Origin of the sequence: Pantoea sp. NSTU24, assembly GCF_050157905.1 — a bacterium.
Classification (GTDB): domain Bacteria; phylum Pseudomonadota; class Gammaproteobacteria; order Enterobacterales; family Enterobacteriaceae; genus Pantoea.
Genome location: NZ_JBKIWZ010000001.1, coordinates 2,758,990 through 2,774,290, shown reverse-complemented (window position 1 = coordinate 2,774,290; position 15,301 = coordinate 2,758,990). Strand labels below are relative to the sequence as shown.

The 15,301-nt window shown below is 56.6% G+C and carries 12 protein-coding genes; 6 read left to right on the top strand and 6 right to left on the bottom strand.

What is annotated here, in order from left to right; translation table 11 throughout:
- Positions 1-9: 9 nt before the first annotated feature.
- On the bottom strand, positions 10-1,950 hold the full coding sequence (locus tag ACLHDD_RS13185; protein ID WP_427104474.1) for a bifunctional 2',3'-cyclic-nucleotide 2'-phosphodiesterase/3'-nucleotidase: 1,941 nt from the start codon (positions 1,948-1,950) through the stop codon (positions 10-12).
- Positions 1,951-2,245: 295 nt separating this feature from the next.
- Here ACLHDD_RS13185 and cysQ point away from each other — a divergent pair, with 295 nt between their 5' ends.
- Positions 2,246-2,989, top strand: a complete 744-nt coding sequence (gene cysQ / locus ACLHDD_RS13180; protein WP_427104473.1) for a 3'(2'),5'-bisphosphate nucleotidase CysQ — start codon at positions 2,246-2,248, stop codon at positions 2,987-2,989.
- Between the two features lie 46 nt (positions 2,990-3,035).
- Here the strand turns inward: cysQ and ACLHDD_RS13175 are convergent, their stop codons facing one another.
- Complete coding sequence (locus ACLHDD_RS13175; protein ID WP_427104472.1) at positions 3,036-3,593, bottom strand: YtfJ family protein; 558 nt, start codon at positions 3,591-3,593, stop codon at positions 3,036-3,038.
- Positions 3,594-3,908: 315 nt separating this feature from the next.
- On the opposite strand from ACLHDD_RS13175, the gene ACLHDD_RS13170 reads away from it, so the two are divergent.
- Complete coding sequence (locus ACLHDD_RS13170) at positions 3,909-4,115, top strand: DUF1107 domain-containing protein (RefSeq protein ID WP_003855513.1); 207 nt, start codon at positions 3,909-3,911, stop codon at positions 4,113-4,115.
- A gap of 123 nt (positions 4,116-4,238) precedes the next feature.
- Here the strand turns inward: ACLHDD_RS13170 and ACLHDD_RS13165 are convergent, their stop codons facing one another.
- On the bottom strand, positions 4,239-5,561 hold the full coding sequence (locus ACLHDD_RS13165; RefSeq protein ID WP_427104471.1) for a hemolysin family protein: 1,323 nt from the start codon (positions 5,559-5,561) through the stop codon (positions 4,239-4,241).
- Positions 5,562-6,068: 507 nt separating this feature from the next.
- Between ACLHDD_RS13165 and tamA the strand changes: the two genes are divergently transcribed.
- Genes tamA through ACLHDD_RS13150 form a run of 3 tightly spaced genes read left to right on the top strand, consistent with a single transcriptional unit; the run spans position 6,069 to position 11,904 of the window.
- On the top strand, positions 6,069-7,784 hold the full coding sequence (tamA, locus tag ACLHDD_RS13160) for an autotransporter assembly complex protein TamA (protein ID WP_427105215.1): 1,716 nt from the start codon (positions 6,069-6,071) through the stop codon (positions 7,782-7,784).
- Complete coding sequence (tamB, locus tag ACLHDD_RS13155; protein WP_427104470.1) at positions 7,781-11,548, top strand: autotransporter assembly complex protein TamB; 3,768 nt, start codon at positions 7,781-7,783, stop codon at positions 11,546-11,548. The genes tamA and tamB overlap by 4 nt, the downstream gene beginning before the upstream one ends.
- 2 nt (positions 11,549-11,550) lie before the next feature.
- The gene (locus ACLHDD_RS13150) at positions 11,551-11,904 is read left to right on the top strand and encodes a gamma-glutamylcyclotransferase family protein (protein ID WP_427104469.1); all 354 of its coding nucleotides are present in this window, start codon (positions 11,551-11,553) and stop codon (positions 11,902-11,904) included.
- A gap of 55 nt (positions 11,905-11,959) precedes the next feature.
- Here the strand turns inward: ACLHDD_RS13150 and ppa are convergent, their stop codons facing one another.
- The 3 genes from ppa to ACLHDD_RS13135 all read right to left on the bottom strand — a co-directional run bounded on the left by ppa (position 11,960) and on the right by ACLHDD_RS13135 (position 13,508).
- Positions 11,960-12,490, bottom strand: coding sequence for an inorganic diphosphatase (gene ppa / locus ACLHDD_RS13145; protein ID WP_111139235.1), 531 nt, complete (start codon positions 12,488-12,490; stop codon positions 11,960-11,962).
- Positions 12,491-12,590: 100 nt separating this feature from the next.
- On the bottom strand, positions 12,591-13,040 hold the full coding sequence (locus ACLHDD_RS13140; RefSeq protein WP_427104468.1) for a DUF441 domain-containing protein: 450 nt from the start codon (positions 13,038-13,040) through the stop codon (positions 12,591-12,593).
- A gap of 57 nt (positions 13,041-13,097) precedes the next feature.
- Complete coding sequence (locus ACLHDD_RS13135; RefSeq protein ID WP_427104467.1) at positions 13,098-13,508, bottom strand: lysozyme inhibitor LprI family protein; 411 nt, start codon at positions 13,506-13,508, stop codon at positions 13,098-13,100.
- Between the two features lie 174 nt (positions 13,509-13,682).
- On the opposite strand from ACLHDD_RS13135, the gene ACLHDD_RS13130 reads away from it, so the two are divergent.
- On the top strand, positions 13,683-15,242 hold the full coding sequence (locus ACLHDD_RS13130; protein ID WP_427104466.1) for a methyl-accepting chemotaxis protein: 1,560 nt from the start codon (positions 13,683-13,685) through the stop codon (positions 15,240-15,242).
- The last annotated feature ends 59 nt before the right edge of the window (positions 15,243-15,301 follow it).

Genomic DNA, 15,301 nt, shown 5'->3' with positions numbered 1-15,301 from the left:
CCCTGCCTGTTACTGCTGTAAATTCACCTGCCACAACGCAAAGCCCGTCGCATCTGTGCCTTCAGGCTGCAGCGGATATTGCGCATGCTGCTGAATAAACCTGGTCGCTTTTTCACCTGGCGCCGTTTCGAACTGAATATCGAGCGGTGTGGAGGAGGTTATCGGTGCCAGCCGCCAGTTATTGTCCGCTTTTGGCTGCACTTCGCCGTGCGCTTTGGTTTCTGCGCTGATGTAGGCGGCCACCACAGCACGGTTCTCATCCGGCGAGGCAAACGCGATGTACCGATCGCCGGTGCCGGCAAACTTGCCGCCGTAGGCGCGATAGTTATTGGTCGCCACCAGGAAGGTTGCCTGCGGATCGATGGGCTTGCCCTGCCAGCTCAGCTGACGGATACGTGATGCCTCCGGGTGGATCAGCTGACACTCCGCATCGTAGCGGGCGGGCTGGGTCACATCGATCTGGTAGGTGACGCCATCGATCACATCAAAGTTATAAGTGCGGAAATCCCAGTTGATCAGTGACTGCGTTTTCGGGCTGTGTGGGTCGATCTGATTAAACTGCCCGGCGGAACACTCCAGCCACTCTTTAACCTGCGCGCCGCTGATCTTCATCACGACCAGGGTGTTCGGATAGAGATAGAGATCGGCGGCGTTACGGAAGGTCAGCGCGCCTTTCTCCACTTCGACATAGCTGGCCGGATCGTTTTTACGTCCGCCCGCTTTGAACGGCGCGGCCGCAGAGAGTACCGGCAGGCGGCCCAGATCCGGATCACCCTGAATAAAATGCTCAACGTAGGCGCGCTGGGCATTGTTAACGATCTGCACCGTAGGATCGTCCTGCACCAGCGACAGATAGCTGTACATCACGTCGGCAGAGCGACCGATAGGCTTCGCCACAAACTCCCGGGTGGCGCGGTGATCGTCAGCCAGGACTTTCACCAGCGCAGGATCTTCTGCCGCCAGTGACTTCTTCGCGGCGGTATCGTAGATGGGCCGCGCCTGAGCTTTACCGCTGCTCACCTGCCAGTGCCCACCCTCATTGCTTAACACCAGGTCAACCACGCCGAGATGGTCCCCCCACATACCCGGCATTACCGCCGGAATCCCATTCAGTGTGCCCTGTGAGATATCGGCGCCCCGGATGCCCGCAAAATCCTGGCCAGGGAAGACCGCATGCGCATGACCGAACAGGATGGCGTTGATGCCATCTACCTGGCTGAGGTAGTAAACCGAGTTCTCGGCCATAGCGTGCCAGGGCTCGCTGCTGAGACCTGAGTGGGGAATGGCGATAATCAGATCCGCGCCCTGCGCCCGCATCTCTGGCACCAGGCGGCGTGCCGTCTCCGTAATGTCATCGACCCGCACCTTACCCTGCAGATTGGCTTTATCCCATACCATAATCTGTGGTGGCACAAAGCCGATATAGCCTATCTTCAGGGTCTGCGTATTGCCGTCGCGATCGATAACCTGAGCAGACTTGATGAGGTAGGGCGTGAACAGGGGTTTACCGCTCTTCACATCAATCACGTTGGCGTTCACATAGGGAAAGCGGGCGCCCGCCAGCGCTTTTTTCAGGTAGGGCAGGCCATAATTGAATTCGTGGTTGCCGAGATTGCCGACGCTGTAGTCCAGCGTGTTGAGCGCCTTGTAGACCGGGTGGATCTCGCCCTCACGCAAGCCCTTCGCGGCCATATAGTCGCCCAGTGGGCTGCCCTGAATGATGTCGCCGTTATCGACCAGCAGGCTGTTTTTCACCTCATGGCGCGCCGCATGAATCAGTGTGGCGGTGCGCACCAGACCAAACTTCTCAGTCGGCGTGTCTTTGTAATAGTCGAAATCCATCATATTGCTGTGCAGATCGGTGGTTTCCAGTATCCGTAAATCCACCGTTGCGGCCTGTGTGGCGGCGGAAACGCTCAGGGCCAGTATCATCATTCCGGGCTTAAACATGCTTGCTCCTGCTGCAGATTAAATTAAGGCTCTCAAAATAATGTAAAAGCGTGACAGATAGTCATTTTAAATCGTGATGGATATAACGTTTTAGCCGTCCGGTCTGCGTCAGATTCTGATACAACAGTGGCACACAGGGGCAGGCATGGCGATAAGCCGGTAACTATGGTATTGATATATCTATAAATTGGTTCGCTCTGTAACCGGTTGAAAAGTGGCATCAGGCGAAACTGCTAAAATGTCATTATCTGACGCTGAGCTCTTCCTGCAGCAGATCGACATAATGAGGTGAAAAATGTTAGAGCAAATCTGCCAACTGGCACGCGAAGCAGGCGACGCGATTATGCAGGTCTATGACGGTGCCGCGCCGCTTGACGTTTCTCACAAATCGGATGATTCGCCGGTCACCGCCGCAGATATCGCCGCGCACAAGGTGATCCTGGCGGGCCTCAGGGCGCTGACGCCTGATCTCCCCGTTCTGTCAGAGGAGGATCCACCGGCCTGGGAAGTGCGGCAGCACTGGCAGCGCTACTGGCTGGTCGATCCGCTGGATGGCACTAAAGAGTTTATCAAGCGCAACGGTGAGTTTACCGTCAATATCGCGCTGATCGAGGCAGGCAAACCGGTGATGGGCGTGGTCTACGCGCCGGTGCTGGACGTGATGTACTCCGCAGCCGAAGGCAAAGCGTGGAAAGAGGAGGGCGGTCAGCGTGAGCAGATTCATGTGCGTGACGCCCGGCCGCCGCTGGTGGTGGTAAGCCGCTCTCATGGCGATGACGACGAGATGAAAGAGTATCTGAAGCAGCTTGGTGAGCATCAGACCGTCGCGACCGGCTCTTCGCTGAAATTCTGTCTGGTGGCGGAAGGAAAAGCCCAGCTCTATCCCCGCTTTGGGCCGACTAACATCTGGGATACGGGCGCAGGTCATGCGGTGGCAATGGCGGCTGGCGCGCATGTGCACGACTGGCAGGGCAGAACGCTGGACTACACGCCGCGTGAATCCTTTCTTAACCCTGGCTTTCGCGTTTCGCTGTTTTAAGCCGGCGCTGAGCCCTGAAAACCCCGGCTATGCCGGGGTTCGGCGGTTACGCCTTCAGCAGCGAGTTGACCAGCGCGATGACCCGTGTCACCTCATCCTGCGTTAGCGGACCATCCTTCACGAATCTTACCTTGCCCAGTTTATCCAGCACCACGATAGCAGAGCTGCCCGGCTGGAGATGCCAGGCACGCTGCACTTCGCCTTTGCTATCAACGATAAACTGCGACCACGGATACTGCTGCTTATTGGTTTCGATGCTGCTTCGCACGAACATGCCTGTACCCGGTATTGCATCATCGGTGTTTATAATCGTTGTGGTCTGATAACGATCGTGGGGCAGTTTCGCGGCCTTAATTGCTTCGATCAACGCTGCATTCATCTGCTTAGCGGATGAGCGACCAGCAATATGCTGAATGACGCGAACTTTTCCGCCCAGCTGCGCGCTATTCCAGTTTTTGTAGCTAAACTTCTCCTGCTGCAGGATCAGCTCACCTTTGTCGTTGACGCCTACCGCCGGGACACGCGTCTCCTCTCTCAAATTGTGTGCCATAGCGCCTGCCGGAATCAGAAACGAGAGGGCCAGCGCGGCCAGAATTGTTCGCATTGCTATTTCCTTAGGTGATCAGACCAGTCAGTCATTTTACTGCAATAGTAAGCAGGGATGATGCGCCTGTCCTGGAAAGGTGTCAGGTTTGTTATGCCCGCCACAATTCCTTAAACAATGAAGGTTTATACTGTGTTGTATGGGCCTCATAACAGAGTGTTCTGTAATGATGTGTCAATTCAGTAAAAAAATTCACTTTTCGGAACACCACTTAAACTGAGTGTTCTATAGTTATCGCGAATTCGCGCTTCATGGGCTGGCACCAAATTTGGAAACGGCGAAGCGTGCTTTAAAAATGTACAGGAGTTAGTCAGTATGAAGATCTTCCAGCGCTATAATCCGCTGCAGATAGCGAAATATGTAAAAACGCTGTTCAAAGGAAGGTTGTATATCAAGGATGTTGGCGCGTTTGAGTTTGATAAGGGCAAAGTCCTTATTCCGCGCGTCAAAGACAAACAGCATCTGAGCGTGATGTCAGAAATTAACCGCCAGGTCGTGCGTCTCAAGCTTGAGTTCAACTAAAGACAAGGGCGCCAATGGCGCCCTTGATGCTTCTGCGGTCAGCGGGTCTGTGTTGGCAGTCCGAACCAGGCCTGTTACCTTCTTCACTGATGCCCACCCTCTGAAATCAGGTCCTGACTTTTTCTACTCGTCTTCGTTTTTAGTCATGCTCAGCACCGGCGGTCGCTCATCGATGCGGGTCACCAGCAGCTGATCAATACGGTAGCTGTCGATATCCACTACCTCAAATTTGTAGCCCGCAAACTTCACAAAATCGGTGCGTTTCGGGATCTTACGCAGCATGTACATCATAAAGCCGCCGATGGTTTCGTAGTTGCCGGACTGCGGGAACTCATCGATGTCCAGCACACGCATAACGTCATCGATCGGCGTGCCGCCTTCCACCAGCCATGAGTTCTCGTCACGGGCGACGATCTGCTCTTCCATCCCCTGACCAACCAGATCGCCCATCAGCGTGGTCATCACGTCATTCAGGGTAATGATACCGACGACCAGCGCATATTCGTTCATGATCACCGCGAAATCTTCACCGGCGGTTTTAAAGCTTTCCAGCGCTTCGGAGAGGGTCAGCGTATCCGGCACGATCAGCGCGGAACGAATCTGCAGGCCGCTGTTCAGCGCCATGCTCTGATTGCCCAGTACGCGCAGCAGCAGCTCTTTCGAGTCGACGTAACCGACAATATGGTCGATGTCGCCGCTACAGACTAAAAACTTGGAGTGCGGATGCTCGGCGATTTTCGTTTTCAGGCTGGCTTCATCTTCGTGCAGATCAAACCAGACGATATTCTCACGCGAGGTCATGGAGGAGGGAACGGTACGCGACTCCAGTTCGAACACGTTTTCAATCAGCTCATGCTCCTGTTTACGCAGCACCCCGGCCAGCGCACCCGCCTCAACGACCGCGTAGATATCGTCGGAGGTGATGTCATCTTTACGCACCATCGGCAGCTTGAAGAGACGGAAGAAGACGTTAGCCAGGCCATTAAACAGCCACACCAGCGGACGCATGATCAGCAGACAGAAGCGCATCGGGTTGATGATACGCAGCGCGATGGTTTCCGGTGCCACCATGCCGACCCGTTTCGGGGTCAGGTCGGCGAACAGGATAAACATGCTGGTGACGATGGTGAAGGAGCAGATAAAGCTGAGCTGTTCGGCCAGCTCCGGTGAGACAAACTGATCAAACAGACCGCGAAAAACCGGTGAAAACGCCGCGTCACCGACGATACCGCCCAGGATGGCGACGGCGTTGAGGCCAATCTGCACCACGGTGAAGAACATGCCCGGCGTTTCCTGCATTTTCAGTACGCGCTGCGCATTGACGTTGCCTTCATCGGCCAACAGTTTCAGTTTGATCTTACGGGCAGCGGCCAGCGAGATCTCTGACAGAGAAAAAAAAGCACTGATTACGATCAGCAACAGAATGACAAGTAAGCTATCTAACATAGGAGATCCAAAGGGTTATCCACATGTCATTTTTGGCCTGGGCAGCGTGGGTAAGCGCAAACAGAGCGGGTTTATCCATGAAACAGAGCTATCCGTGCCAAAAATGTCTGCGCCATATCGACAGAGAATGAGATGTCGGGGCAGAAATGAAAACAGGCGGGATGCCTGTGGTGGCCGATTATAGCAGGAGCGCTCATCGTGCCGCCAGAGGGCAAAATCACCCAGTTACGACGCCTGAGCGGCTGGCGTGCTCCGGATTTATCTGACTGCGCCATTCCGGACCGATCATTCCCTTGCGCAGGAGTTGTATCGCCCCCGTCATTTGCCGACAATATGACGTTATTTGACTTAGATGTCAGCGTAGCGTCGCCGTTTGCCATAAAGTGCGGCTATGATGAGGGTGTTGCCGTCGCGGTAGTGCGGGCAAAGATGATTAATAAACGCCCCGTGGAAAAGGGGCCGGCATGATTAACAGGAGTACAGGTGCCACGATTTTACACTTATTGCATGGCCAGCCTGCTGCTTGCCGCGCCCGCCCTTGAGGCGGCGACCGTGCGATTGCAGGTAGAGGGCTTAACCGGGGATTTGCAAAAGAATGTCAGGGCGCGCCTGTCGACCATTGGCAGCGATGAGGTCTCAAACGATGGCCGCTTTCGTGCACGCGTCTCGGTCGCGATAAAAGAGGGGCTGCGCGCACTCGGCTATTACGAACCTACCATCGACTTTGAATCCCGTCCCGCGCCAGCGCAGGGCGGACGGCCGGTGCTGGTGGCAAAAGTGACCCCGGGTCAGCCGGTTAAAATTGGTGGCAGTACTATCGTGGTCGAAGGCGATGCGCGCAACGACGCCGATTACAAAGCCTGGGTAAAGCAGGGGCGGCCCAAAGTGGGCACCCAGCTCAATCACGGGCAATATGACAAATTCAAAAGTGGCTTCTCTAATCTCGCCCTGCGCAACGGTTACTTCGATGGCACGTTTAAAAAGAGCCAGCTTGGCGTGTCGGTCGAGCGACATGAAGCTTTCTGGGACATTGATTACGACAGCGGCGAGCGCTATCGCTTTGGCGACGTGACGTTTCAGGGCTCGCAGATCCGCGAAGCGTACCTGCAAAATCTGGTGCCCTTTAAAGAGGGGGACTACTACAGCTCCCGCGATTTAGCCGAGCTGAATCGCCGTCTCTCCGCCACCGGCTGGTTTAATTCGGTGGTGGTCGCGCCGGAATTCAGTAAGGGCCGCAAGACAAAAGTACTGCCGCTGAACGCTGTCATGTCGCCCCGCGTCGAAAACACCATTGAAACCGGCGTCGGCTACTCCACCGATGTCGGCCCCCGCCTGAAGGGAACCTGGAAGAAACCCTGGGTGAATGACCGTGGCCATAGCCTGACGGCCAGTGCCTATGTCTCTGCGCCCGAACAGCAGGTCGATTTGAGTTACAAAGTGCCGCTGCTGAAAAGTCCGCTGGAGCAGTACTACACCTTCTCCGGCGGGCTGAAGCGAACCGACCTCAACGACACCAAAGCCGATACCAGCACGCTTGCCGTGTCGCGCAACTGGGACAGCAGCAGCGGCTGGCAGAAGGCCGTCAACCTGCGCTGGAGTCTGGACCACTTTACCCAGGGCAACGTGACCAATACCACCATGCTGCTCTATCCGGGCGTCAGCGTAAACCGTACCCGTTCGCGTGGCGGCCTGATGCCGACCTGGGGTGATACGCAGCGTTATTCCGTCGATGTCTCAGACACGACCTGGGGGTCTGACGTCGACTTCCTGATCCTGCAGGCGCAGAACGTCTGGATCCGCACCCTGGGCGACAGTCATCGCTTTGTGGCCCGCGGTAATCTGGGCTGGATCGAAACCAACGATTTCGACAAAGTCCCGCCGGATCTGCGCTTCTTTGCCGGGGGAGACCGCAGTATTCGTGGCTACAAATACAAAAATATCTCCCCGCGCGACGAGGATGGCAAACTCACGGGGGCCTCAAAACTGGCTACCGGGTCGCTGGAGTATCAGTACAACGTCACTGGCAAATGGTGGGGAGCCGTGTTTGTGGACTCCGGTGAAGCGGTGAACGACATCAAACAAAGCAACGTCAAGACCGGCGCGGGCGTCGGCGTGCGCTGGTCTTCACCGGTCGGACCCATCAAATTTGATATCGCCAGGCCGATTGGCGATGACGAGGAGCATGGATTGCAATTTTACGTAGGACTGGGGCCTGAACTATGAAGCTGTGGAAAAAGGTCTTGATCGGTATTCTGATTTTTCTGGTGCTGCTGCTGGGCGGCGTGGCGTTTTTAATTGGCACCACGCCGGGGCTGCATCTGGTGCTGAAGGGCGCATCGCGCTGGGTGCCGGGCCTCTCAATCAAGCAGGTGGACGGCGGCTGGCGCAACCTGACGCTTAACGGTCTGCGTTACGAAATGCCGGGCGTCAGCGTGGATGCCGGTCAGATCCATCTGGCAGTTAATCTTAACTGCCTGCTGCACTCGTCGGTCTGCGTAAACGACATCTCCCTGCGCGACATCAGCGTAGTGGTCGACAGCAAAAAGATGACGCCTGCCGCGCCAGCGCCGGAAGAGGAGAGTGGCAATACGAACCTCAGCACGCCATACCCGATTACGCTGACTCATCTTGGCCTGCACAATATCAATGTGAAGGTTGATGACACGGCGATCTCGCTGCTCGATTTCACCACCGGCCTGCAGTGGCAGGATCGCGCGCTGACGCTGAATCCGACCCATATTCAAAGCCTGCTGATTGCGCTACCAAAGGCGGCAAAAGTCGTGAATGAAGAGGTGGTACAGCCGAAAGTGCAGCAGCCTCATCCCGCAGAGAAACCCCTGGGTGAAACGCTGCAGGCGATGTTTGCAGAGCCTCTTCTGCCCGCATTGCCTGATTTCCGTCTGCCGCTGGATATTGATGTGCAGCAGATTCTGGGTGAACAGCTGCGTATCACCGGCGACACCGATATTTCGGTCAGCCGGTTGCTGCTGAAAGCCAGAACCGCCGATCGTCAGATGCAGCTGACAACGCTGGAAGTGGACTCGAACCTGGGCAAGCTTAACGGCAGCGGACAGGCGACGCTGGCGGATAACTGGCCGGTCGATTTCGCCCTGAACGGCACGGTCAATACCGACCCGATTAAAGGCGAAAAGCTGGCGCTGAAACTGAATGGCGCGATGCGTGACGAGCTGAAGCTGGGGCTGAACCTCTCCGGTCCGGTCAGCGCGCAGCTGGATGCCACGACGCAGCTGGCGGTGGCGGGACTGCCGCTGTCATTGCAGCTGACCAGTCCGCAGCTGCGCTGGCCGTTAACCGGCCCGGTGCAGTATCAGGCGGATAAGCTGGATTATCAGTTCAAAGGCAAGGCCACCGACTATGTGATGTCACTGCAGACCGCTGTGAAGGGGGAATCGGTGCCACCGGCCAGCGTGTCGCTGACCGGTAAGGGCAATGTCGAACAGTTCAGCCTTGACCGTCTGCGCATTGCCGCGCTGCAGGGCAATATTGACCTCACCGCGCTGGTGGACTGGCGCAAAGCGATTAGCTGGCGCAGTGAACTGACGCTGGCGGGCATCAACACGGCAAAACAGTATCCCGACTGGCCTGCGCGGCTGGATGGCAGGATCACCACCCGCGGCAGTCTCTATGGTGGCAGCTGGCAGCTGAGCGTGCCGCAGCTGCAGCTCAAAGGCAATGTGAAACAGAACGCGGTAACCGCAGACGGCTCGCTGACCGGTAACAGCTACAACCAGTGGACGGTGCCGGGCATCAAACTGGCGCTGGGCCGCAACCATCTGGATGTCAAAGGGGCGCTGGGCGACAGCCTGGATCTCGACGCCAGCATCAACGCGCCGCAGCTCGACAATGCGCTGCCGGGTCTGGGCGGCGTCATTAACGGCACTCTTAAAGCGCGCGGCACCCTGAAAGCGCCACAGCTGCTGGCCGACCTCAATGGTCGCGGGCTACGCTGGCAGCAGATGCAGATTAACCGCGTCACGCTGAACGGTGACGTTCGTTCCGGCGAGCAGGTCGCGGGCAAGCTGCAACTGCGCGTCGAGCAGCTGAAGCAGGATGCGCTGAACATCAGTCTGCTGACGCTGAACGCCGACGGTAACGAAAAGCAGCATCAGCTGAAGCTCACTGTGCAGGGCAAGCCGGTTTCCGGCCAGCTGGCGCTGAACGGCAGCTTTGATCGCCAGACCGAACGCTGGAAAGGGTCGCTCAACGACACGCGCTTTGATACGCCGGTCGGAGAATGGCGTCTGACCCGCGCAATGGCAATTGACTACCTTAACAGCCGCCAGACGGCGACGATTGGCCCGCACTGCTGGCAGAACCCCAATGCGCAGCTCTGTGTACCGGAGCCGGTTGAAGCCGGGCCAGCAGGCCATGCGCATGTGGTGCTGAACCGCTTTGACCTGGCGATAGTTAAACCCTTTATGCCGGATGCCACACAGCTGAGCGGCCTGTTCAGCGGAGATGTGCGCGTGAACTGGACCGCAGACGGCGGACTACCGACCGGCACCGTGGCGCTAAAAGGCAACGGCGTGAAAGTGGTGCAGGACGTGCAGGGCAACAACCTGCCGATCGCCTTTGACACGCTCAACCTCAATGCCGCGCTGCGCAATGGACGCGCCCAGCTCGACTGGCTGCTCCGTATCGCCGGCAACGGCCAGCTCGATGGCAACGTGCAGATCACCGATCCGCAAAACCGTCGCACACTGGGGGGGAATGTCAATATTCGCAATCTCTCGCTGGCGATGCTGAATCCTGCGCTGATGCAGGGCGAAAAGATCAAGGGCAACCTGAACAGCGCCTTGCGTCTGGGCGGCAGCATTCAGCAGCCACAGGTCTTTGGCCAGCTGGGTCTGACCGGCGTGGACGTGGATGGTAACTTTATGCCGGTGGATCTGACCAATGCTAATCTGAATCTGGTCTTCAACGGCATGAGTTCGACCCTGAACGGCCTGGTGCAGACCACGCAGGGTAACATCAACCTTAGTGGTAATGCGGACTGGAGCCAGCTCGATAACTGGCGTGCGCGCATTGCGGCGCAGGGTAGCCGGGTGCGCGTCACGGTACCGCCGATGGTGCGGATGGATGTCTCACCCGATCTGGTGTTTGAAGCGACGCCAGCCGCCTTTAACCTGGATGGGCGGGTTGATATTCCGTGGGCGCGTATTACGGTGCAGGAAGTGCCGGAGAGCGCCACCGGGGTTTCGTCCGATGAGGTGATGCTGGATGAACAGCTGAAGCCAATTGCACCGAAAACCGCCTCGATCCCGATTAACAGTAATCTGGTGATCCATGTCGGCAACGATGTGCGGCTCTCGGCGTTTGGCCTGAAGGCGAAGCTGAATGGCGACCTGAAGATGGTGCAGGATAAATCCGGGCTGGGCCTGAACGGTCAGATCAACATTCCCTCCGGTCGTTTCCATGCCTATGGTCAGGATCTGATCGTACGTAAAGGTGAGCTGCAGTTTGCCGGTCCGCCGGATCAGCCTTACGTTAACCTTGAAGCGATTCGTAATCCGGATGCCACCGAAGATGGTGTGACGGCGGGTCTGCGCGTCACCGGCCTGGCGGATGAGCCGAAAGCGGAAGTCTTCTCCGATCCGGCGATGTCGCAACAGGAAGCGCTCTCTTACCTGCTGCGTGGTCAGGGATTAGGCAGCGATGGCGACAGTAACGCACTGACTTCGGCCCTTGTTGGCTTAGGGGTTGCACAAAGTGGGCAGGTTGTGGGTAAAATCGGGGAGACATTCGGTGTCAGCAATCTTGCTGTTGATACTGCGGGTGTTGGCGACAGCCAGCAGGTGCAGGTCAGCGGCTATGTGCTGCCGGGTCTGCAGGTAAAATACGGTGTTGGCATATTTGATTCACTGGCGACGTTAACCTTGCGTTACCGCCTGATGCCCAAACTCTATCTGGAAGCCGTGTCCGGTGTGGATCAGGCTCTCGATTTGCTCTATCAGTTTGAGTTTTAGCAATGCGAATAATTGTCTACGGCAGTTTACGGCGCAAACAGGGAAACAGTCACTGGATGACAAATGCGCAGTGGCTGGGTGATCACCAGATTGAAGGCTTTGAGCTTTACAATCTGGGCCATTATCCCGGCGTAATTGAGGGCAACGGAACGGTACATTGCGAAGTGTACCGCATTGATGCCTCAACCCTGGCGGAGCTGGATGCGCTCCGTACCAAAGGGGGAGAGTACAAACGCTATCTGACTCAGACGCCGTTTGGCAGTGCATGGCTTTATGTCTATCAACGCTCAGTGGCAGGACGCCATCGCATCACAAGTGGAGACTGGCTGAAGCGCGATGAGACGCCAGAGGCCTGAACAAAAACACCGTCCGGATGGACGGTGTTTTTTTACTCACAAACCGGCAGCAGAATTATTTCTTCTGAGCGCGCTCGTAAGAGGAGATGATTTCGGCTTTAGCGGCTTCTGCGTTGTCCCAGCCATCCACTTTCACCCATTTGCCTTTTTCCAGATCTTTGTAGTGCTCAAAGAAGTGGGTGATCTGAGCGCGCAGCAGTTCTGGCAGGTCGTTCACATCTTTGATGTGATCGTACTCTTTAGAAAGCTTGGTGTGCGGAACGGCAACCAGTTTGGCATCTTCGCCAGACTCGTCGGTCATTTTCAGCACGCCAACCGGACGGCAGCGGATCACTGAGCCTGGAACCAGTGGATAGGGGGTCGGAACCAGCACGTCAACCGGGTCACCATCCAGAGAAAGGGTGTTGTTGATGTAACCGTAGTTGCACGGATAGAACATCGCGGTAGACATGAAACGGTCTACAAACAGGGCGCCAGACTCTTTATCAACTTCGTATTTGATCGGATCAGCATTCGCTGGGATCTCAATGACAACGTAGATATCTTCTGGCAGGTCTTTACCTGCTGGCACCTGGTTCAAACTCATCGGGTATTCCTTCAATGGTCGTATGTTGAGTGTCGGCTATTATAGCCAACTGACTCTGAAAGTATGCCCTCTTTTTAGCGTTTCGGAATGCGCCCAAAGGCTACTTCGCGGTCACTAACAGCGAAACAATTCCTGCAGCAATCAGTGGTCCTACCGGCACGCCCCGGAAGAATGCGACGCCAATGACCGTGCCAATCAGCAGCCCGCCAATCACTGAAGGCTGTGCGCTCATAAAATTCACGCCCCGTCCACCCAGCCAGGCCACGAAAATACCCACCAGGATTGCCACAATCGACTGCCAGTTAGCAAATGACTTAATCAGCGACGAGGCGGGCAACGAACCGCTGGCCAGTGGCGCCATCACCGCCACGGTCAGGATAATAATGCCCAGAGTAATGCCCTGTTTTTCCACATAGGGAAAAAAGTGGGAAAGCGGGGTTAGTTTTATGACCAGCAGGACCAGAATAGAGATCGTGACCGCCGTGTTGTGAACGAAGTAACTCAGTACGGCAAGGCCGATAAGAATAAGGGTTGAGGCGTAAGCTGCCATGGTGTTTTCCTGAAGGTGAGAGGGCGCACTGATTCGCCAGCGTCATAGCCGCTGAGGTCAGCAATCATCCGGATTCGCGCAACTGCCTTTACTCAGGGACTGCAACATCAGCGCCTGATTGCGTACCAGACTCATTTGCTGGGCGCTCAGGGCGACGCTGCCCAGCGTGCCCTGATTTTTGAGCTGATGCCGGCTGGCCTCAAGCCAGCGATCGCGGTAGTTCAGCCATGCACGCTGTGCGCTGCGCAGCGCTGTTTTTTCGTCGCCGCTGAGACGCGCCATCAGCGCGCTGTACTGCGCATTCATCGCCTGATCCCAGGCCTGGGTCGCCGCAGCGTAGCACTGGTTCATGGCAAGGGTGGTCGAGGCCTTATCCAGGCAGCGATCAAGGGACGCCCCGGATTTCAGATCCTCTGCCATCGTTGCGGTGCTGACAAGCAGCAGCATCAGAAACAATCCTGGTTTCATCGGTTTCTCCGGATAAAAAAGGGGCGGCGATCAGCTTGCGGGATGTTGCCGGGATGATCAAGTTGTTAACACGAAATTCAACAGCGTTAAAGTTTCACTCCGTTATTGCCGATACCTCTTCCGCATTAGGGCCGCTTAAATTTTCGCCTTCTCTCACACATGGAAATCATCAGGATGAAACAGATATCACTTCGCACGGGGTTGCTGGCACTGCTGGCATTTATGACACTGCTGCTGTTGGCGGTGAGTTTTATGGGGATCGTGGCAATTAATAAAGGCAATCGCTCGCTGGATGTGATCAACCGCATTCAGGGGATTGAGCTGAACAGCCTTTATCAGAGCAATGCTGATCTGATGCGAGCCCGCGCCAACGCTGCGCTGGCGGTGCGTAAAATTGAGATTGGTATGCTGGAAGAGGGGGCAGCGGTGACAAAACTGTCGCAGGCCGATGTGGTGTCATCCCAGCAGAACCTGAAACGTTTTGTGGATGCGGGAACGGTGACGGCGCACGGAAAAATGCTGGCGGATGCGATTGCGGCCAGCTACAAAGCCTATCTCGACCAGGGCATCAGGCCAATGATGAACGCGCTGGATAAGCAGTATACCGACGAATATTATCAGCTGCTGGAAGGCAACCTGGCGACGCTGGCGGCGGGTTACAACAAAGCCGTTACCGACTTCAGCCAGTTCGCAGAGCAGGTGACGCAGGCCCAGCTGGCGCAGGCGGCCCATAACGAAACCAAAATGAAAATCCTGATCGCCGTGGCGATGATTTTAACCCTGATACTGCTGGTACTCGCCTGGCAGCTGTTGCGCCGACTGCTGCTGCTGCCGCTGAACAGCGCAATCGTTCATCTTGAGCAGATTTCGATGGGCGATCTGTCGCAGGTGCTGCCGCCTTCCAGCAACAATGAACTGGGACGGCTTAACCGTGCGCTGACCGACATGCAGGCGTCGTTGCGCACCTCGGTCAGCCAGGTCCGCGAAGCGAGTATGCAGATCGACATCGGCAGCCGTGAACTGGCTGCGGGCAACGTCAATCTGTCGCAGCGCACCGAAGAGTCCGCCGCATCGCTGGAGCAGACCGCCGCCAGCATGGAGCAGCTCACGGCGACGGTCCGGCTGAACGCCAGCAATGCCCAGCAGGCACATAAGCTGGCAAACGCTGTTTCTGACACCGCAGACCGCGGTGCTGAGGTGGTCAGCTACGTGATGGAAAAAATGCATGAGATCACCGACAGCGCCAATCGCATTGGCGATATCCTCAGCGTGATCGACGGTATCGCTTTCCAGACCAATATCCTGGCACTCAACGCCGCCGTGGAAGCGGCGCGGGCAGGTGAGCAGGGGCGCGGTTTTGCGGTGGTGGCAAATGAAGTGCGCACGCTGGCGCAGCGTAGCGCCAGCGCTGCCAAAGAGATCCGCACGCTGATCAGCGATTCACAATCGCGTGTAAAAGAGGGCAGTGAGATGGCGACGCGTGCCGGGGAAACGATGGATGAGATTTCGGGTGAGGTCATGCGCGTTACCGCATTGATGAAAGAGATCTCGATGGCCTCTGACGAGCAGAGTCGCGGCATTGAGCAGGTCAATCTGGCTGTAACACAGATGGATGCGACGGCGCAGCAGAACGCGGCGCTGGTGGAGCAGGCGACAGCGGCGACGCAGTCGCTGGAAGCGCAGTCCGATCAGCTTCAGGCTACGATGGCGCAGTTCAGACTGCAGATGGCGTAACGATCGGGGGACTCGTTCCCTCAGACAGCAAACGATGGCCTGTCTGTCTGTCGATTAAG

Bases quoted from the DNA above. Each gene is read 5' to 3' on its own strand.
- ACLHDD_RS13185 (WP_427104474.1), bottom strand. From the start codon at position 1,950: ATGTTTAAGCCCGGAATGATGATACTGGCCCTGAGCGTTTCCGCCGCC.
- cysQ (WP_427104473.1), top strand. From the start codon at position 2,246: ATGTTAGAGCAAATCTGCCAACTGGCACGCGAAGCAGGCGACGCGATT.
- ACLHDD_RS13175 (WP_427104472.1), bottom strand. From the start codon at position 3,593: ATGCGAACAATTCTGGCCGCGCTGGCCCTCTCGTTTCTGATTCCGGCA.
- ACLHDD_RS13170 (WP_003855513.1), top strand. From the start codon at position 3,909: ATGAAGATCTTCCAGCGCTATAATCCGCTGCAGATAGCGAAATATGTA.
- ACLHDD_RS13165 (WP_427104471.1), bottom strand. From the start codon at position 5,561: ATGTTAGATAGCTTACTTGTCATTCTGTTGCTGATCGTAATCAGTGCT.
- tamA (WP_427105215.1), top strand. From the start codon at position 6,069: ATGGCCAGCCTGCTGCTTGCCGCGCCCGCCCTTGAGGCGGCGACCGTG.
- tamB (WP_427104470.1), top strand. From the start codon at position 7,781: ATGAAGCTGTGGAAAAAGGTCTTGATCGGTATTCTGATTTTTCTGGTG.
- ACLHDD_RS13150 (WP_427104469.1), top strand. From the start codon at position 11,551: ATGCGAATAATTGTCTACGGCAGTTTACGGCGCAAACAGGGAAACAGT.
- ppa (WP_111139235.1), bottom strand. From the start codon at position 12,490: ATGAGTTTGAACCAGGTGCCAGCAGGTAAAGACCTGCCAGAAGATATC.
- ACLHDD_RS13140 (WP_427104468.1), bottom strand. From the start codon at position 13,040: ATGGCAGCTTACGCCTCAACCCTTATTCTTATCGGCCTTGCCGTACTG.
- ACLHDD_RS13135 (WP_427104467.1), bottom strand. From the start codon at position 13,508: ATGAAACCAGGATTGTTTCTGATGCTGCTGCTTGTCAGCACCGCAACG.
- ACLHDD_RS13130 (WP_427104466.1), top strand. From the start codon at position 13,683: ATGAAACAGATATCACTTCGCACGGGGTTGCTGGCACTGCTGGCATTT.